Genomic DNA, 14,809 nt, shown 5'->3' on the forward strand with positions numbered 1-14,809 from the left:
GGGGGGGTGGGGTGGTGGGGGGGGGGGGTTGGGGTGGCGGGGGGGGGAGGGGGGGGGGGGGGGGTTGGGGGGGGGGGGGGGGGGGAAGGGGGGGGGGGGGGGTGCCCCCCCCCCCCCCCCCCCCCGCACCCGTGCCACCCGTACCGCATGCGCAACCTCCCTCGGGGTAAGCGGAGTTCACTCCGCAGCGACCTTCGAAGGAGCCTGACGTGAACAAGGGGAAGGCACCCGTCGACGACGGGCTCGGCACTCTGGAACCGGGGACCCGGCAGCGCGGGCAGCTGCACGGCCGCGTCGCCGACATCGCCTGGACGGCGTTGTGCGTGGTGCTCGCGCTGTGGGCGGTGTGGAGCTCCGTCGGTGCCGTCCGGGGCGGGACCGCCTGGGCCTATTCCGCCGTGGCCTGGGTGTTGCTCGCCACCGCGCTGGCGCTGCGGGCACGCGCGGCGCGTCGCAGGACGTCACTGTGAGGACCCCGGAACTGTAGGGCCCCAGGATCACCGGGCGGCGGGGAGCGGGAGCGCCGCGAGCACGGCCCGGTGGACGGCTCGGGCCAGCCGGGCGCCCCACTGCGAGCGCGGTCCGGCGAAGGAGTGGACCTCGCTGTCCGCCCCCGGGACGCGGGCGGCGACGCACACGGCATCCGTGGGTGTGCCGGAGCAGTCGAGGCCCGCTTCGAGCAGCGCCTGGACCTTGGCCTCGGTCGCCGTCATCACAGCGTTGACCAGGGCCGCGTCGCTCAGCGCGACGGGCAGGGCGGCGACGATGTTGATCGTGCCCGGTGCGGCGGTGCCGGTGGCGCCCTCGGCGGGTGAAGCCGCCCAGCCGCGCACCGAGACACCCGCGGTCACCACGGCTTCCGCGCCGCCGTCCCTCCCGATGCCGGGTGCGGACACGTCGGCGGCCGTCATCAGGCCCACCCCCGGCCCCCGGGCGCCGGCCGCGCCGGCCAGGTCCGCGAGGTGCCGCGCGGGGTCGGTGCGCCGATAGCCGTGCGCGACCTGGGCGTTGAGCACCCAGGCGCGTTCACCTATCCCGCCGCCCAGCACGGCGCTGCTGGCCGCCCGCCAGCCCGGGCCCGGGCACCACAGCAGGGCGTGCAGCCGTTCCCCGTCCTCCTCGCGGGTCAGGCGCCGAGGGGTGAGCAGCGGGGGCCCGGTACGGGGCGGTGGCAGGAGGGCGGGCACCGGCGGGAACTCCTCTGGGCGGTCGGGGGCGGAACCGGTTGATCGTACTCAGCGCGGAACCCTCGCTCCGGCTCCGGGACGGGCGTATTGCGGACCCGGTCCCCGGCACTTTCACTGGACACAACTTCGCCATGAGGCGTCGGATCGGAGGCCGCGATGTTGTCCCACACCCTGGAGCACGGGGTCCTGGTCATCACGGTGGACCAGGACCCGGGAATCGACGGGCGGGCCACGCTGACCACGCACATCACCCACTTGGTCGACGCCCACAAGCCGACCCCCGTCGTCATCGTCCTCACCGACCGGGCAGCCGGCCCCGCCGCGGTCAGTGCCGTGCTCCGGGCCCACCAGTGGTGCGGCCGCCTGGGCGTCCTGATGAGCGTCGTCACCCACAGCGCGCCCGTCCGGCGGCTGCTGGAGAACAACGCCGACACCTCCGGCCCGCGGCTGGTCGTCCACGCCCGGGTGGACACCGCGATCAGCACCGCCTTCACCGCGGCGGCCTAGACCGGAGGAACCGGAAGAACCGGAGAAGGGCGGGTTCCGCCGCCCGTCAGGGCTGTCCGCGCCAGAGGTCGGGGCCGAAGACCTCGTAGTGGACGTCCTGGGCCGGCACACCGCGGCGCAGCAGGTCGCCGCGGACGGCGCGCATGAAGGGCACCGGTCCGCACAGGTAGGCCGTCAGGCCCGGCGGCAGTTCGACGCCGGCGAGGTCGGCGCGGCCGGCCGAGGCGTGCGGTGCCCGGTCGCCGGGCACCTCGTACCAGAGGTGGAGCCGGGCGCCGGGCAGCGCGCGTATCAGGTCGAGCTGCTCCTGCCGGTGGGCGTGCGCGACGGGGTCGCGGTCGGCGTGGATCACGGTCACCGGGCGGGTGGAGCCGGACGCGGCCAGGTGGTCCAGCATGGCCAGCATGGGGGTGACCCCGATGCCGGCCGAGGCCAGCAGCAGGGGCCCGTCGCCGTCCGCCAGCGCGAGGTCGCCGAACGGTGCGGACACGGTGAGGACGTCGCCCTCGCGCGCGTGGGCGTGGAGCCATGACGAGACCTCGCCCTCGGGTCCCTCGCCGCCCCGGACCCGCTTGACGGTGATGCGCCGGTCGGACCGGCCGGGTCCGGCGGACAGGCTGTACTGCCGGATCTGGCGGGAGCCGTCGGGCAGTTCGGACCGGACACTGACGTACTGGCCCGGGCGGAACGGCGGCGCGGGGTGCTCGTCGGCGGGCCGGAGCACGAGGGAGACCGCGTCGGGGCCCTGCTCCTGCCGTCCGACGATCTCCACGCGGCGCCAGACCTCCCCCTCGGCCACACCCGCCTCCCGGTAGAGGCGGCTTTCGAGGGCCACGAGCGCGTGGGCCATCAGCCAGTAGACCTCGTCCCAGGCCGCGGCGACCTCAGGGGTGACGGCGTCGCCGAGCACCTCCGCGATCGCGGCGTACAGATGGCGGTGGACGATCTCGTACTGCTCGGACGTGATGCCGAGGGAGGCGTGCTTGTGCGCGATGCGGGAGAGCATCGCGTCCGGACGTTCGTCGGGGTGGTCCAGCAGCAGGCCGGCGAACCCTGCGATGGAACCGGCCAGCGCCCGCTGCTGCTCCCCGCTGGCCTGGTTGCCGCGGTTGAACAGGTCCCGCAGCAGCTCGGGGTGGGCGTCGAACAGCTTGCGGTAGAAGAGGGTGGTGATGTCGCCGATGGCTCCACCCACCGCCGGGAGGGTGGCCCGGACCACGGGGACCGACTGTTCGGAGAGCACGGTGACTCCTTAACTGGTATCCAATATTCGTGTTTTCGCGTGCGGCTCGCCACCGGCCCCCGACCGACGGTCCACCGGCCACACCGAGGCACAGGAATCACCCCGAGGAGCGGTCCGTCAGGCCGATCAGGACCGGGCCGGTCGGTGAGGCCACCAGGTCGGTCACGGTCAGCGGGTCGAGCGCGGCGTAGAACGCCTCCTGCGCGTCCCGCAGCGCGCCCCGCAGGCGACAGGCCCCGCGCAGGGGGCACGGCGAGTCGCCCTCGCAGGCGACCACCTCACCGTCGCCCTCCAGCTCGCGCACCAGTCGGCCCACCGAGGCGTGCCGCCCCGGGCCGGTCAGCGTGAGGCCGCCGCCGCGCCCGCGCCGCGCCTCGACCACACCGAGGTGCTGGAGGCGGGTGATGGCCTTCGCCGCATGCGTGTACGGCACACCGACCGCCTCGGCCACCTCGCGGGTGGTCAGGGGGTCGTCCCCGTCTCTCACGACCGCCAGGCGCATCACGGAGCGCAGCGCCAGGTCGGTGAACTTCGTCAGCCGCACAACCCGGACGCTATCAAATACGCATGTTAGATTCGTCTTTACCTCGCGCCCTCGGCCTGTGGAGTGCGTCACTCGACCGGCCGCGCCGGGGCCGGCCGCTCAACGGATCGGCGGGACAACCCAGTCGACATCGGACGGTGCATCTGATGACAGCGCAAGACCGCTACTCCCCCGAGCCGGCGGCACCGGCACCGTCACCCCGGGTGCTGTGCGACCTCGCGGACCTCCTGCCGCCCGGCGAGGACCTGTCGACCGGTGCCCTGTGGAGGCTCGCGGAGCCCGGACGCCAGCTCGACGCCAACGTCGTCCGCATCCCGGCGGCGGGGCGGGTCGACACCCACACGGAGCCGGACCTCGACGTCCTGCTGCTCGTCCTCGACGGTGAGGGCGCGCTCGTCGGCTCCGAGGGACGGCAGCCCCTGCGCGCCGGCGCCCTGACCTGGCTGCCGCACGGCTCGACGCGCGCGGTGCACGCCGGCCCGGACGGGCTGACGTACCTGACCGTCCACCGACGCCGCCCCGGTATGCGGATCCAGCCCCCGGAGGCCGCCGGCCGGCTCCGGCCCGATGGCACCTGAGGCCGGGAGCGGCCGGCCCGGCTCGCGTGCAACGGGGAACGGGGTTACGGCGTTCGGGTCCCCCACTGTTGCGTCCGGTCGTCTCTGGGCACCCCTTGAGGGACGAGGAGGTGGCGATATGGAGGACTGGCGCGGGTTCGCCCAGCAGATGGCGTCGTTGGCACGCGACCTGCTGGCCCAGGAATCGGTGAACGACACCCTGGAGCGCATCACCGGCTCGGCCACGGAACTGGTGGAGGGCTGCGACGCCGCCGGCATCCTCATCCTGCGCGGCGACCAGGTGCAGTCGCTCGCCCCCACCGACCAGGTCGTGGTGGACAGCGACGATCTCCAAGGGCGAGTCGGGGAAGGTCCGTGCTTCGACGCCGCGCGCACCTCCGAGGGGCAGCGGCAGTTCCGTATCGCCGACTTCACCGACCAGGCACGGCGCTGGCCCAAGTACGTGCCCGAGGCCCGCAAGCTGGGGCTCGGCAGCATGATGGGCTTCCTGCTCTTCACCGAGGACGAGGACCTCGGTGCCCTGAACCTCTACTCGTACCGGCCGGGGGCGTTCACCGATGCCAGTGAGCTGGCCGGCTGGCTGCTCGCCTCCCACGCCGCCGTCGCCTTCTCCAGCGCCCGCACGCATGCGCAGATGCAGGAGGCGATCGGCAGCCGGCACACCATCGGCGAGGCCATGGGCATCCTCATGGGCAGCCGGCGGCTGACCGAGGACCAGGCCTTCGCGGTACTGCGCCGGTACTCGCAGGACCACAACGTGAAGCTCCGCGACGTCGCCCGCCAGGTGTGCGAACGGGGCGGCCCGCCCTGATCCCCGGGTGCGCGCCCCGGGCCGGGACGCGCACCGGATGGCGTACGGCCCGGCGGCAGCGGGCACACGACAGCGATGACCTTGGCCGACTTCTCCTTCGCCGTACTGGGAGCGGGTGCCCTCGGGGCGGCCGTGATACCCCGGCTGGTGGCCGGACGGGCCCTGTCCATGCCGCTCGTCTTCCTGCTCTGCGGCATCGCCCTGCAACTGCTCCCCACCCCGCTGCCCGAGATCGACCTCGTACGCGACCGGGTGTGGGTGGAGCACCTCACCGAGATCTGCGTGATCATCTCCCTGATGGGGGCCGGCCTGGCGCTGAACCGCCCCTTCGGCCTGCGCCGCTGGCAGGCTCCCTGGCGGCTGATCGGCATCACCATGCCCCTCACCATCGCGGCCACGGGGCTGCTCGCGTGGTGGCTGCTGGACTGGCCGCCGGCCGCCGCGCTGCTGCTCGCCGCGGTGCTGGCACCCACCGACCCGGTCCTCGCCTCCGAGGTGCGGGTGGGCGCGCCCACCGACTCCGAGCACGACGAGGACGAGGTCCGCTTCGCGCTCACCGGGGAGGCGGGTCTCAACGACGGCCTGGCCTTCCCGGTCGTCATGGCGGCGATCGCACTGACGGCGGCCGCGGGCACCGGCGTGTCCGGGGACTGGGTCGGGCACTGGCTGCTGGTCGACCTGCTGTACGGGTGCGTGGTCGGCGTCCTGGCGGGTCTGGCCGTCGGGAAGCTGCTCGGCTGGCTGTTCTTCCGCGCCGGCCCGGAGTCGTTCCGGCTGTCCGAGCACCGCGAGGGCTTCGTCGCCCTGGGCGCCACCTTCCTGTCCTACGGCGTCACCGAACTCGCCCACGGCTACGGCTTCCTGGCCGTCTTCGTCACCGCGTGCAGCGTGCGCGCCGCCGAACGCGACCACGGCTACCACGCCGTGCTGCACGACTTCGTCGAGCAGGTCGAACGGCTGCTGACCGCCGGGCTCCTCTTCCTGCTGGGGGTCTGTGTCGCGCAGGGCGCGCTGGCCGACCTGACCTGGCGGGGCGCTGCCGTCGGCCTGCTCCTGCTGCTCGTGGCACGGCCGGCCGCCGGGTGGGTCGCGCAGCTCGGGACGGCCGCGGGACCGCGGGAGCGGATCGTCACCGCCTTCTTCGGCATTCGCGGCATCGGCTCGCTGTTCTACCTCGCCCACGCCCTCGGAACGGAGGGCTTCCACGTCCCGGCCGGGGAGCTGTGGGCCGTCGTGGCCTTCACCGTCCTCGCCTCGGTCGTCCTGCACGGAGTGACCGCCTCTCCCGTGATCGCCCGCCTCGACCGGCTGCGGACGCTCAGGGCGCACAGCCGCGGGGAGCCCGGGCGGACGCCGAGCGAAACCGACGTGGCCGGCGAGCGTCTGTGACCGCATCGCGAGAAACCGACGGAAAGCGCGCGGGAATTGAGCAAGACCCTTCTCATTCGGATCGCCGACTCTCGTATAGTGATCGCCAGTTGCGTGCCGTGTGAGAGCTGCCTGCCCGCACGCGCCCCGATGGACGACACGAGGGCCGCTCCGGCGGCCTGGCGAGGACCCGATTGATGACCGCGCCCGCCCGCCCCGGCGACCGAACCGCTCCCCGCGCCCTCGTATCCACGGCCCTGCCCTGCGCGGTGGTCTCGGCGCTCGTCGTCGGTGGCGCCGTCGCCGCGGCACCGCCCTCGGTACGGGTCCCCCTCGGCCTGGGCGCGAGCGCCGCGGCGATCCTGCTCTGCGTGGCGGTGACCGTGGCCGTGCACGCCGTGCGCGGACGACGGGCCGCCCGCCGCCTGCTGGACGCCGCCCGCGCGGACGTCAGCGGACTCACCCGGGACCGCGCCCACCTCGCCGAGCGGGCGGAACGGGAGCAGCAGCGCCTGCGGGCGGAGGCCGACCGCGAACGGGCGTCGCTGCTGGCCGAGTTCGACCGGGAGCGGGAGCGCCTGGCGGACGGTTTCGAGCAGGAGCGCCGCCGTCTGGCCGAGCAGCGGGCCCAGGAGGCCGACCGGTTCACCGAGGAGGCCGACCGGCTGCGGGCGGACCTGGAGCGGGCGACGGGTGAGCGCGCCGCCGCAGTCTCGGCGACCGCCAACGCGGCCGGCCGGATGCAGGCGTTGGCCACGGGGATGCTGGCCGACCTGCGGGCCATGGAGGAGCGGCACGGCGACGAGGACGTCCTCACCGACCTGTTGCACCTCGACCACCGCACCGCTCAGGCGGGCCGGCTGGCCGACTCCGTCGCCGTCCTCACCGGCGCCCGCTCCGGACGCCGTTGGGCGCGGCCCATCGGCATGGAGTCGATCCTGCGCGGGGCGATGGGACGTATCGCCGGGTACCAGCGGGTGCGCGTCCACTCGGCCAGCGACCGCGCGGTGGCCGGGCACGCCGCCGAGGGCGTCATGCACGCCCTGGCCGAACTCCTGGACAACGCGGCGAACTTCTCCCCGCCGACCGCCGAGGTCCACGTGTACGTGGAGGAGGTGCCCGCCGGCGTCATCGTGTCCGTGGAGGACAGCGGACTGGTGATGGGCGAGGTGCAACTGCGCCGCGCCCAGAAGGCGGTCTCCGGCGACACCGCCGGGATCGGCGGCCTGACCGGCACCCGGCTGGGCCTCGCCGTGGTGGGGCGGCTGTCGGCGAAGTACGGGCTGAAGGTGTCCTTCCGGCCGTCCGCGCGCGGCGGCACCGGCGTGCTGATGCTCATCCCCCAGGACATCCTGAGCGGTTCGGCCGTTCCCGAGGGCCCAGCCTCGAACCCGGTGGCCTCCGGCCGGACCGCCGCGCCCGCGGCGGCCTCGGTCGAGACCCCCACGGACCCGGCCGCCGCGGCCCCGGCGACGGCGGCTCACCCGTCGCTCCCCGGAGTGTCACCCGCCACCGGCGGCTTCGACGGCCTCGCCCCCGCCGGCGGGGTCTCCGAGCCCCTTCCCGTGCACGAGTCCGCCGACCGCGGGCCGGGCGGGTCGGCCGAGCCGGCCACCGAGCTGCCCAAGCGGCGCCGCGGCCGCACCCTGGCCGCGGCCGAACGCGGCCGCTCCACGACCGGGGCCGACGAGCCCCGCCCCGCCCCGCCCGCCGACGACGCGAAGGTGCGCGCGGCCCGCTTCAGCAGCTTCCGCCAGGCGGTACGGCCGGCCGGCCCCACCGGTTCGCGGGGTACCGCCCCGCAGCCGGAGCCCGCCGCCCCCGCACCCACCGAGACGGCCCCCGACCACCCGTCCCACTCGCACGCGCACCCGGAAGGCGACACCACCTCATGACCGGCTCGACCACCGCCGACGAGAAGCTCACCTGGCTCATCGAGGGCCTCCTGGAGCGCACTCCGGGCGCGCGGCACGCGCTCGTCCTCTCCCGGGACGGACTCAAGCTGTGCCGCACCCCCGAGCTCTCCGTCGACCAGGCCGACCAGCTCGCCGCGATCGCCGCCGGCATCCAGTCGCTGTCCCACGGCGCGTCCGTGGAGTTCGGGGACGGCAGCGGCGGTGTGCGCTCGGCCATGACCGAGTTCTACGGCGGCATCCTCTTCATCGTCGAGGCGGGCGACGGCGCGCACCTGGCCGTCGTCACCTCTGAGGACGCGGACGCGGGGCTCGTCGGGCACAACATGAGCGAGCTCATCGAGCAGCTCGGCGAGCACCTCACCGCGCAGCCCCGCACGTCATGAGCCGCCCCGGCAGGGACGACGCACCCGACCGCCTGTACACCCTCACCCAGGGGCGCAGCCGGTCGGGGCCCGACAGCCCCTTCGACCTGGTCACGCTCATCGTCGCCGAGTGCGAGCCGGGGCCCGGCATGCAGTCGGAGCACACGGCGATCCTGCGGATGACCGACGCCCCCACGGCGGTGGTGGAGATCGCCGCCGAACTGCGGCTGCCGGTGAGCATCACCAAGATCCTGCTCTCCGACCTGCACGCCGCAGGGCGTGTGAGCGTGCGCCACCCGCGCAGGGCAGCCGTCCCCGATCCCGACATCCTGGAGCAGGTGCTCGTTGGACTCCGCAATCTCTGACGCCTCCACCCCGGCGCGCACACCGCTGGGTGCGTCCGCCGACAACGGTCTGAAGATCGTGGTCGTGGGCGGGTTCGGTGTCGGCAAGACGACCATGGTCCGCTCGGTCAGCGAGATACGTCCCCTCAACACCGAGGAGACCATGACGCAGGCCGGCGAGGCGGTCGACGACATCAGCGAGGTGCGCGGGAAGACCGCGACGACCGTGGCCTTCGACTTCGGCCGCATCAGCCTCGACACGCGCAACGTGCTGTACCTGTTCGGCGCCCCCGGTCAGGAGCGCTTCTGGTTCCTGTGGGACCGGCTGTTCTCCGGCACGCTGGGCGCGGTGGTCCTGGTGGACACCCGCCGCATCGACGACTCCTGGTACGCCATCGACCGCCTGGAGCACCACGGCACGCCGTTCATCGTCGCCTGCAACGACTTCGGCGGCCCCCGGCACTCCCCCGAGGCCGTCCGCGAGGCCCTCGACCTGGACCCCCGGGTGCCCCTGGTCTCCTGCGACGCCCGGTCCCGCGAATCCAGCAAGCAGGTGCTGATCGCGCTGGTCGAGCACCTTCAGGCGTCCTACGCCGCCCAGCCCCGACAGGAGTTCGCGTGAGCACCGACGCCACCGACGCCGTACCGCTCAGCGGTCCCCGTTTCCAGACCGAACCCGCCCTGCTGTACCGGCAGATGCGGCGCGAGCACGGTGCCGTCACCCCGGTGCTGCTGGACGGGGACGTCCCCGCGTGGCTGGTGCTCGGCTACCGGGAACTGCACCAGGTGACCGGCGACCCGGTGCTGTTCAGCCGGGACTCCGACCTGTGGAACCAGTGGGAGAACATCCCCGCCGACTGGCCGCTGCTGCCGATGATCGGCCGCAAGCAGCCGTCGATCCTCTACACGGTCGGCGAGCGGCACCGGGAACGCGCCGCGATGATCAGCGACGCGCTGGAGGCCGTCGACCCGCACGTGCTGCGCGGCCACGCCGAGCGGTTCGCCGACGAACTGGTCGACCGGCTCTGCGCCAAGGGCGAGGCCGACCTCGTCGGCGACTACGCCATGCTGCTGCCGGTGCGGGTGCTGACCCGCCTGTTCGGCTTCTCCGACGCGGAGGGCCCGGCGCTCGTCACCGCCCTCAACGACATGATCGACGGCAGGGAGCGGGCCATCGCCGGCCAGACGCACCTCGGCACGTCGATGGCGCGGCTCCTCGCCGACCGGAAGGCGGCGCCCGCCGACGACGTCGCCTCCCGGATGCTGGCCGACACCGGCGGCTTCAGCGAGGAGGAGATCGCCCAGGACCTGATGGTGATGATGGCCGCCGGGCACCAGCCGACCGCGGACTGGATCGGCAACTCGCTGCGCCTGATGCTGACCGACGAACGCTTCGCCGCGTCCCTGTTCGGTGGCCGCAACAGCGTCGCCGAGGCGATGAACGAGGTGCTGTGGGAGGACACGCCGACCCAGAACGTGGCCGGCCGGTGGGCGTCCCGGGACACCCAGCTCGGCGGCCGCCGCGTCCGCGCCGGCGACCTGCTGCTGCTCGGTCTCCAGGGCGCCAACTCCGATCCGCAGGTCCGCACCGACGGCTCGGCCCTCACCGGCGGCAACAACGCGCACTTCTCCTTCGGCCACGGTGAGCACCGCTGCCCGTTCCCCGCCCAGGAGGTCGCCGAGGTCATCGCGCGCACGGGCATCGAGGTCGTCCTCGACCGGCTGCCGGACATCGACCTGGCCGTACCCGCCGGGTCCCTCACCCGTCGCCCCTCGCCCTGGCTGCGGGGGCTGACCGAACTGCCCGTGCGCTTCACCCCGACCACCGCCCTGGGAGGCACGTCAGCATGACGACCGGCACCGAAGAAGCCCGGATACCGCTGGACCCGTTCGTCACCGACCTGGACGGCGAGAGCGCCCGGCTGCGCGCGGCCGGTCCGCTCGCCGCGGTGGAGCTGCCGGGCGGCGTGCCCGTGTGGGCGGTCACCCACCACGCCGAGGCGAAGGCCCTCCTCACCGACCCCCGCCTGGTGAAGGACATCAACGTGTGGGGGGCGTGGCAGCGCGGCGAGATCCCCGCGGACTGGCCGCTGATCGGGCTGGCCAACCCGGGCCGTTCCATGCTCACCGTGGACGGCGCCGAGCACCGGCGGCTGCGGACGCTCGTGGCGCAGGCGCTCACGGTGCGCCGGGTGGAGCACATGCGCAAGCGGATCACCGAGCTGACCGACCGGCTGCTGGACGAACTGCCGGCGGACGGCGGTGTCGTCGACCTCAAGGCCGCCTTCGCCTACCCGCTGCCGATGTACGTCATCGCCGACCTCATGGGGATCGAGGAGGTGCGGCTGCCCAGGCTGAAGGTGCTGTTCGACAAGTTCTTCTCGACCCAGACGCCGCCCGAGGAGGTCGTGGCGACCCTCACCGAGCTGGCCGGGATCATGGCCGACACGGTCGCCGCCAAGCGCGCCGCGCCCGGTGACGACCTGACCAGTGCCCTGATCCTGGCCTCGGAGGACGGTGACCACCTCACCGACGAGGAGATCGTCTCCACGCTGCAGCTGATGGTGGCCGCGGGCCACGAGACCACGATCTCGCTCATCGTGAACTCCGTGGTCAACCTGTCCACCCATCCCGACCAGCGCGACCTGGTGCTGTCCGGGGAGGCCGACTGGTCCGCGGTCGTCGAGGAGACGCTGCGCTACTCGACCCCCACCTCGCACGTCCTGATCCGCTTCGCGACCGAGGACGTCCCGGTCGGCGACCGGGTGATCCCCGCCGGTGACGCGCTGATCGTGTCGTACGGCGCGCTGGGCCGGGACGAGCGGGCGCACGGTCCCTCGGCCGGCGAGTTCGACATCACCCGCGCCTCGCAGAGCCGGCACATCTCCTTCGGGCACGGCCCGCACGTGTGCCCCGGCGCCGCTCTGTCCCGGCTGGAGGCGGGCGTGGCCCTCCCGGCGCTCTACGCCCGCTTCCCGCGGCTGGACCTGGCGGTGCCCGCCTCGGAACTGCGCAACAAGCCGGTGGTCACGCAGAACGACCTCTTCGAGCTGCCGGTCAGGCTGGGCTGACCGGCGTCCGGCGCACCGGGCCTGACCAGGGGCGTACCCGCGGGGCGTTTGCCCCCCGCCCTGCGGGTAACTCCGGCATTTCGGACGCCGAACCCGAATCGGCACGCCGGCGTCGACACTGCTGTGTGGCACCCCGGGAGTCGCCATGTGGAAGCGCAAGGGAAGAAAGAGCCGTCGGGCCGCGAAGCCGGTCCCCGTGGAGCTGTGCGACCTGTGCGCCAGGGTCTTCCCCGAGAAGGAGGCCGTGGGCGGTTACGTGCCGGACTCCTCGGCGGCGCACGCCACCGAGGCCTGCTTCGACGGGCTGCGGCGCGTCACCGCGTGCTGCGACGCCCACTTCGAGGTGATCAGGAACGGCTACGCGCACCGGCCCTTCGTGACCGAGGAGCTGTGGGCGGCGAAGCTCACCCGCGCCCTGACCAGTGGTCCCACGGGACTCTCCATGGACCAGCTCGGCTGCCGGACCGGCCTCCAGGAGCCGCAGATACGCGCCGCGATCGCCTGGCACAACGAGCGGATGCGCGAGCAGCAGCGCACGGACCCCTGACCCGGGCCGCGAGGCGGACCACGGGCGCGCCGGGCCCCTCCGTACGGCTCGGCGCCGGGGGCCGTGTCGGGCGGCGCCGCCCTCCCGGACGGCCCCACGGCGAGGGCCGTCCGGGTGGCGTGCGGCGGGCGGCCGGGTGGCGGCACGTTTGTCCGGTCGCCGCCCGGGTCACTCAGTTGCGCGTCCGCGCGCCGTCGAGGGGCCCGCCCGAGGAGCTTCCCGTGAACCGGTTCTGGCAGCCGTTCCACCGAGTGTGGGACCGGTTGGCCGCGTCCTCCCTCGTCCGGCGCGGCCGGGACCTGGAGCTGATGCACCGGGCCATGGGGTTCGCCACCCTGGCGCTGGTCACGCTGGCCCCGCTGCTGATCGTGGTGGCCGCCTTCGACCCCCTGGGACGCGGAGGGTTCGCGTCCTGGCTGTCCGACGGCATGGGACTGTCCGGCCGCTCCGCCCGCGTACTGACCGACATCTTCAGTCCGCCGCCCAAGGTGGTCGGCACGACGAGCGTGTGGGGTGGTATCGCGCTGGCCGTGTTCGGCGTGTCCTTCGCGGCGAGCGTGCAGAACGGCTACGAGCGCATCTGGGAACTCCCCTCGGGCCCGTGGCACCGCGTCTGGCGGCAACTGACCTGGGTGATCGCGCTGACCGCCTACCTCTACCAGGAGGTGCAGACGCGGACCGCCCTGCACGGCTCGCTGCGGATCGCGCTGTCCACGGCGACGGGCATCCTGTTCTTCTGGTGGGGCCAGCACTTCCTGCTGGGCAGCCAGGTGCGCTGGCGGGACCTGCTGCCCGGGGCCATCGCGACGGTGGCGGGCCTGATCGGCCTGCGGGGCTTCTCCTACCTCGTCTTCACGCCGCTCATCCTCGACAACGCGATCAGCTACGGCACGGTGGGGATCGTCCTGGTGGTGGAGTCCTGGCTGATCGGGGTCGGGTTCGTCGTCTTCGGCGGCTCGATGGTCGGCCACTGGTTCTGCGAGCACCACTGGTGGACCCGGAACATCGACCGCATCGACCGGGACTGACAGCGTGCGGCGGTGCGCGCCACGGGCGTACGGCTCGGGGTCGTCCGGCGGCTTCCCCCGCGCCACCGGCACCGGCCGCGCTCACGCCCTCGCCCCGTATGCGATCACCCGGCGCCGGCCGCCCTTCCGGTCACCCCCGCCCGGGCGGCGGCGCCGCGCTCGCCCGGGGCACGAGTCGCGTCGGCACGAGTGTCGTGCCCCGCTCCGGGCCCTCCTGGCGCATCTTGCGCAGCACCGCCCGCACGCAGAGCCTGCCCACCTCGGCGAAGTCCTGGTGCACCGTGGTCAGCGGCGGCAGGAAGGAGCCGGCCTCCGGGATGTCGTCGAAGCCGATGACGCTGACGTCCGCGGGGACGCGCCGGCCGCGTTCGTGCAGGGCGCGCAGGAGGCCGAGTGCCATCTGGTCGTTGGCCGCGAAGACGGCCGTGCACTCCTCGCGGGCGGCCAGTTCCAGGCCGGCGCGGTAGCCGGACTCCGCCGACCAGTCGCCCCGGAACAGCGGCGGCGGGGTGCGGCCGGCCTCGGTGAGCGTGCGTCGCCAGGCGTCCGTACGGCGCTGTGCCGCGAAGGAGCCCTCGGGCCCGCCCAGATGCCACACCGTGTCGTGCCCGAGGTCCAGCAGATGGCGCACGGCGGCGCGGGTGCCGCCGGCCTGGTCGGTGTCGACGACCGTGTAGTGCTCACCCGCGTCGGAGTCGACCACCACGACCTGGACGTGCGGCGGCAGTTGGAGGGTCACCGCGTCCAGCAGGTGGACCTCCATGATGACGATCACCGCGTCGACGGCGAGTTCCTCCAGCCGGGAGAAGGCGCCGCGCACCTCGTCCTGGGTGGGGACGGCGACCGGCAGCAGCGTCACCGCGTACCCCTCGCCCGCCGCCGAGGTCGCGATGGCCTCCAGGGTCCGCACGTTGCCCGTGGTCGCCAGGGAGAAGGTGATGACGCCGATGGTGCGGAACTCGCCGCGCTTGAGCGCCCTGGCCGCGCTGTTGGGCCGGTAGCCCAGCTCCTTCATGGCCGCCAGCACCTGCTGCCGGGTCTCCTCGTTCACCCCGGCGTAGCCGTTGGAGACGCGGGAGACGGTCTGCGAGGAGACCCCCGCCAGCCGGGCCACGTCCGCCATCGAGGCCGTCCGGCCGGCGCCGCGGCTCCGTCTCGCGCTCGCGGCCGGCGCATCCGCCATGGCCCTCTCTGCCGTGCCCACTCGCCGTCCGCCACCTCTCTGTTCCCCGCACGGTCCGGGGTCTCCGCGAACCCTTGACCGTCGTCATCCGGGCAGTGTAGACATGCCGCCACCGGATGT

Annotated in this window: 17 protein-coding genes; 13 read left to right on the plus strand and 4 right to left on the minus strand. The window is 73.8% G+C overall.

Annotation, left to right across the window (positions count from 1 at the left end):
- Positions 1-209 precede the first annotated feature (209 nt).
- On the plus strand, positions 210-470 hold the full coding sequence (locus AC07FV_RS31835) for a hypothetical protein (protein WP_356609629.1): 261 nt from the start codon (positions 210-212) through the stop codon (positions 468-470).
- Positions 471-497: 27 nt separating this feature from the next.
- On the opposite strand, the gene AC07FV_RS31840 is transcribed toward AC07FV_RS31835, so the two are convergent.
- Complete coding sequence (locus AC07FV_RS31840) at positions 498-1,187, minus strand: adenosylcobinamide amidohydrolase (RefSeq protein WP_479091033.1); 690 nt, start codon at positions 1,185-1,187, stop codon at positions 498-500.
- A 156-nt stretch (positions 1,188-1,343) separates the two neighbouring features.
- Between AC07FV_RS31840 and AC07FV_RS31845 the strand changes: the two genes are divergently transcribed.
- Positions 1,344-1,694 (plus strand): hypothetical protein, encoded by a 351-nt coding sequence (locus tag AC07FV_RS31845; protein WP_356609625.1) that lies wholly within the window; start codon positions 1,344-1,346, stop codon positions 1,692-1,694.
- A gap of 46 nt (positions 1,695-1,740) precedes the next feature.
- On the opposite strand, the gene AC07FV_RS31850 is transcribed toward AC07FV_RS31845, so the two are convergent.
- Together AC07FV_RS31850 and nsrR are read right to left on the minus strand one after the other, a co-directional pair.
- Positions 1,741-2,937, minus strand: coding sequence for a globin domain-containing protein (locus AC07FV_RS31850; RefSeq protein WP_479091034.1), 1,197 nt, complete (start codon positions 2,935-2,937; stop codon positions 1,741-1,743).
- A gap of 97 nt (positions 2,938-3,034) precedes the next feature.
- Positions 3,035-3,481, minus strand: coding sequence for a nitric oxide-sensing transcriptional repressor NsrR (nsrR, locus tag AC07FV_RS31855; protein ID WP_479091036.1), 447 nt, complete (start codon positions 3,479-3,481; stop codon positions 3,035-3,037).
- Positions 3,482-3,627: 146 nt separating this feature from the next.
- Between nsrR and AC07FV_RS31860 the strand changes: the two genes are divergently transcribed.
- The 11 genes from AC07FV_RS31860 to AC07FV_RS31910 all read left to right on the plus strand — a co-directional run bounded on the left by AC07FV_RS31860 (position 3,628) and on the right by AC07FV_RS31910 (position 13,506).
- Positions 3,628-4,059 carry a hypothetical protein gene (locus AC07FV_RS31860; protein WP_479091037.1) on the plus strand — a complete coding sequence of 144 codons (432 nt, stop codon included), beginning with the start codon at positions 3,628-3,630 and terminating at the stop codon, positions 4,057-4,059.
- Positions 4,060-4,177: 118 nt separating this feature from the next.
- Positions 4,178-4,870: a GAF and ANTAR domain-containing protein gene (locus AC07FV_RS31865; RefSeq protein WP_479091039.1), complete on the plus strand. Its 693-nt coding sequence runs from the start codon at positions 4,178-4,180 to the stop codon at positions 4,868-4,870.
- Between the two features lie 75 nt (positions 4,871-4,945).
- A complete protein-coding gene (locus AC07FV_RS31870) occupies positions 4,946-6,259 on the plus strand; it encodes a cation:proton antiporter (RefSeq protein ID WP_479091040.1) in 1,314 nt (437 codons plus the stop codon).
- Between the two features lie 176 nt (positions 6,260-6,435).
- A complete protein-coding gene (locus AC07FV_RS31875) occupies positions 6,436-8,133 on the plus strand; it encodes a sensor histidine kinase (RefSeq protein WP_479091042.1) in 1,698 nt (565 codons plus the stop codon).
- Positions 8,130-8,537, plus strand: a complete 408-nt coding sequence (locus AC07FV_RS31880) for a roadblock/LC7 domain-containing protein (RefSeq protein ID WP_356609611.1) — start codon at positions 8,130-8,132, stop codon at positions 8,535-8,537. The genes AC07FV_RS31875 and AC07FV_RS31880 overlap by 4 nt, the downstream gene beginning before the upstream one ends.
- Entirely contained in the window at positions 8,534-8,881 is a 348-nt protein-coding gene (locus tag AC07FV_RS31885) for a DUF742 domain-containing protein (RefSeq protein WP_479091044.1), read from the plus strand. The genes AC07FV_RS31880 and AC07FV_RS31885 overlap by 4 nt, the downstream gene beginning before the upstream one ends.
- Entirely contained in the window at positions 8,862-9,482 is a 621-nt protein-coding gene (locus tag AC07FV_RS31890; RefSeq protein WP_356609607.1) for a GTP-binding protein, read from the plus strand. The genes AC07FV_RS31885 and AC07FV_RS31890 overlap by 20 nt, the downstream gene beginning before the upstream one ends.
- A complete protein-coding gene (locus AC07FV_RS31895; protein ID WP_479091045.1) occupies positions 9,479-10,711 on the plus strand; it encodes a cytochrome P450 in 1,233 nt (410 codons plus the stop codon). The genes AC07FV_RS31890 and AC07FV_RS31895 overlap by 4 nt, the downstream gene beginning before the upstream one ends.
- Positions 10,708-11,931, plus strand: a complete 1,224-nt coding sequence (locus tag AC07FV_RS31900) for a cytochrome P450 family protein (RefSeq protein WP_479091047.1) — start codon at positions 10,708-10,710, stop codon at positions 11,929-11,931. Before AC07FV_RS31895 ends, AC07FV_RS31900 begins: the two co-directional genes overlap by 4 nt.
- Positions 11,932-12,076: 145 nt before the next feature.
- Positions 12,077-12,478, plus strand: coding sequence for a hypothetical protein (locus AC07FV_RS31905; RefSeq protein ID WP_383648707.1), 402 nt, complete (start codon positions 12,077-12,079; stop codon positions 12,476-12,478).
- A 221-nt stretch (positions 12,479-12,699) separates the two neighbouring features.
- Positions 12,700-13,506: a ribonuclease BN gene (locus AC07FV_RS31910; protein WP_479091049.1), complete on the plus strand. Its 807-nt coding sequence runs from the start codon at positions 12,700-12,702 to the stop codon at positions 13,504-13,506.
- A 130-nt stretch (positions 13,507-13,636) separates the two neighbouring features.
- Here the strand turns inward: AC07FV_RS31910 and AC07FV_RS31915 are convergent, their stop codons facing one another.
- Complete coding sequence (locus AC07FV_RS31915) at positions 13,637-14,629, minus strand: LacI family DNA-binding transcriptional regulator (RefSeq protein WP_479091151.1); 993 nt, start codon at positions 14,627-14,629, stop codon at positions 13,637-13,639.
- Between the last annotated feature and the right edge of the window lie 180 nt (positions 14,630-14,809).

The sequence above is a fragment of the Streptomyces sp. NPDC045956 genome (assembly GCF_056430705.1).

Coding starts and splice junctions, on each gene's coding strand:
- AC07FV_RS31875 (WP_479091042.1), top strand. CDS start 6,436: ATGACCGCGCCCGCCCGCCCCGGCGACCGAACCGCTCCCCGCGCCCTC.
- AC07FV_RS31880 (WP_356609611.1), top strand. CDS start 8,130: ATGACCGGCTCGACCACCGCCGACGAGAAGCTCACCTGGCTCATCGAG.
- AC07FV_RS31900 (WP_479091047.1), top strand. CDS start 10,708: ATGACGACCGGCACCGAAGAAGCCCGGATACCGCTGGACCCGTTCGTC.
- AC07FV_RS31845 (WP_356609625.1), top strand. CDS start 1,344: ATGTTGTCCCACACCCTGGAGCACGGGGTCCTGGTCATCACGGTGGAC.
- AC07FV_RS31905 (WP_383648707.1), top strand. CDS start 12,077: ATGTGGAAGCGCAAGGGAAGAAAGAGCCGTCGGGCCGCGAAGCCGGTC.
- AC07FV_RS31860 (WP_479091037.1), top strand. CDS start 3,628: ATGACAGCGCAAGACCGCTACTCCCCCGAGCCGGCGGCACCGGCACCG.
- AC07FV_RS31915 (WP_479091151.1), bottom strand. CDS start 14,629: ATGGCGGACGTGGCCCGGCTGGCGGGGGTCTCCTCGCAGACCGTCTCC.
- AC07FV_RS31885 (WP_479091044.1), top strand. CDS start 8,534: ATGAGCCGCCCCGGCAGGGACGACGCACCCGACCGCCTGTACACCCTC.
- AC07FV_RS31870 (WP_479091040.1), top strand. CDS start 4,946: ATGACCTTGGCCGACTTCTCCTTCGCCGTACTGGGAGCGGGTGCCCTC.
- AC07FV_RS31865 (WP_479091039.1), top strand. CDS start 4,178: ATGGAGGACTGGCGCGGGTTCGCCCAGCAGATGGCGTCGTTGGCACGC.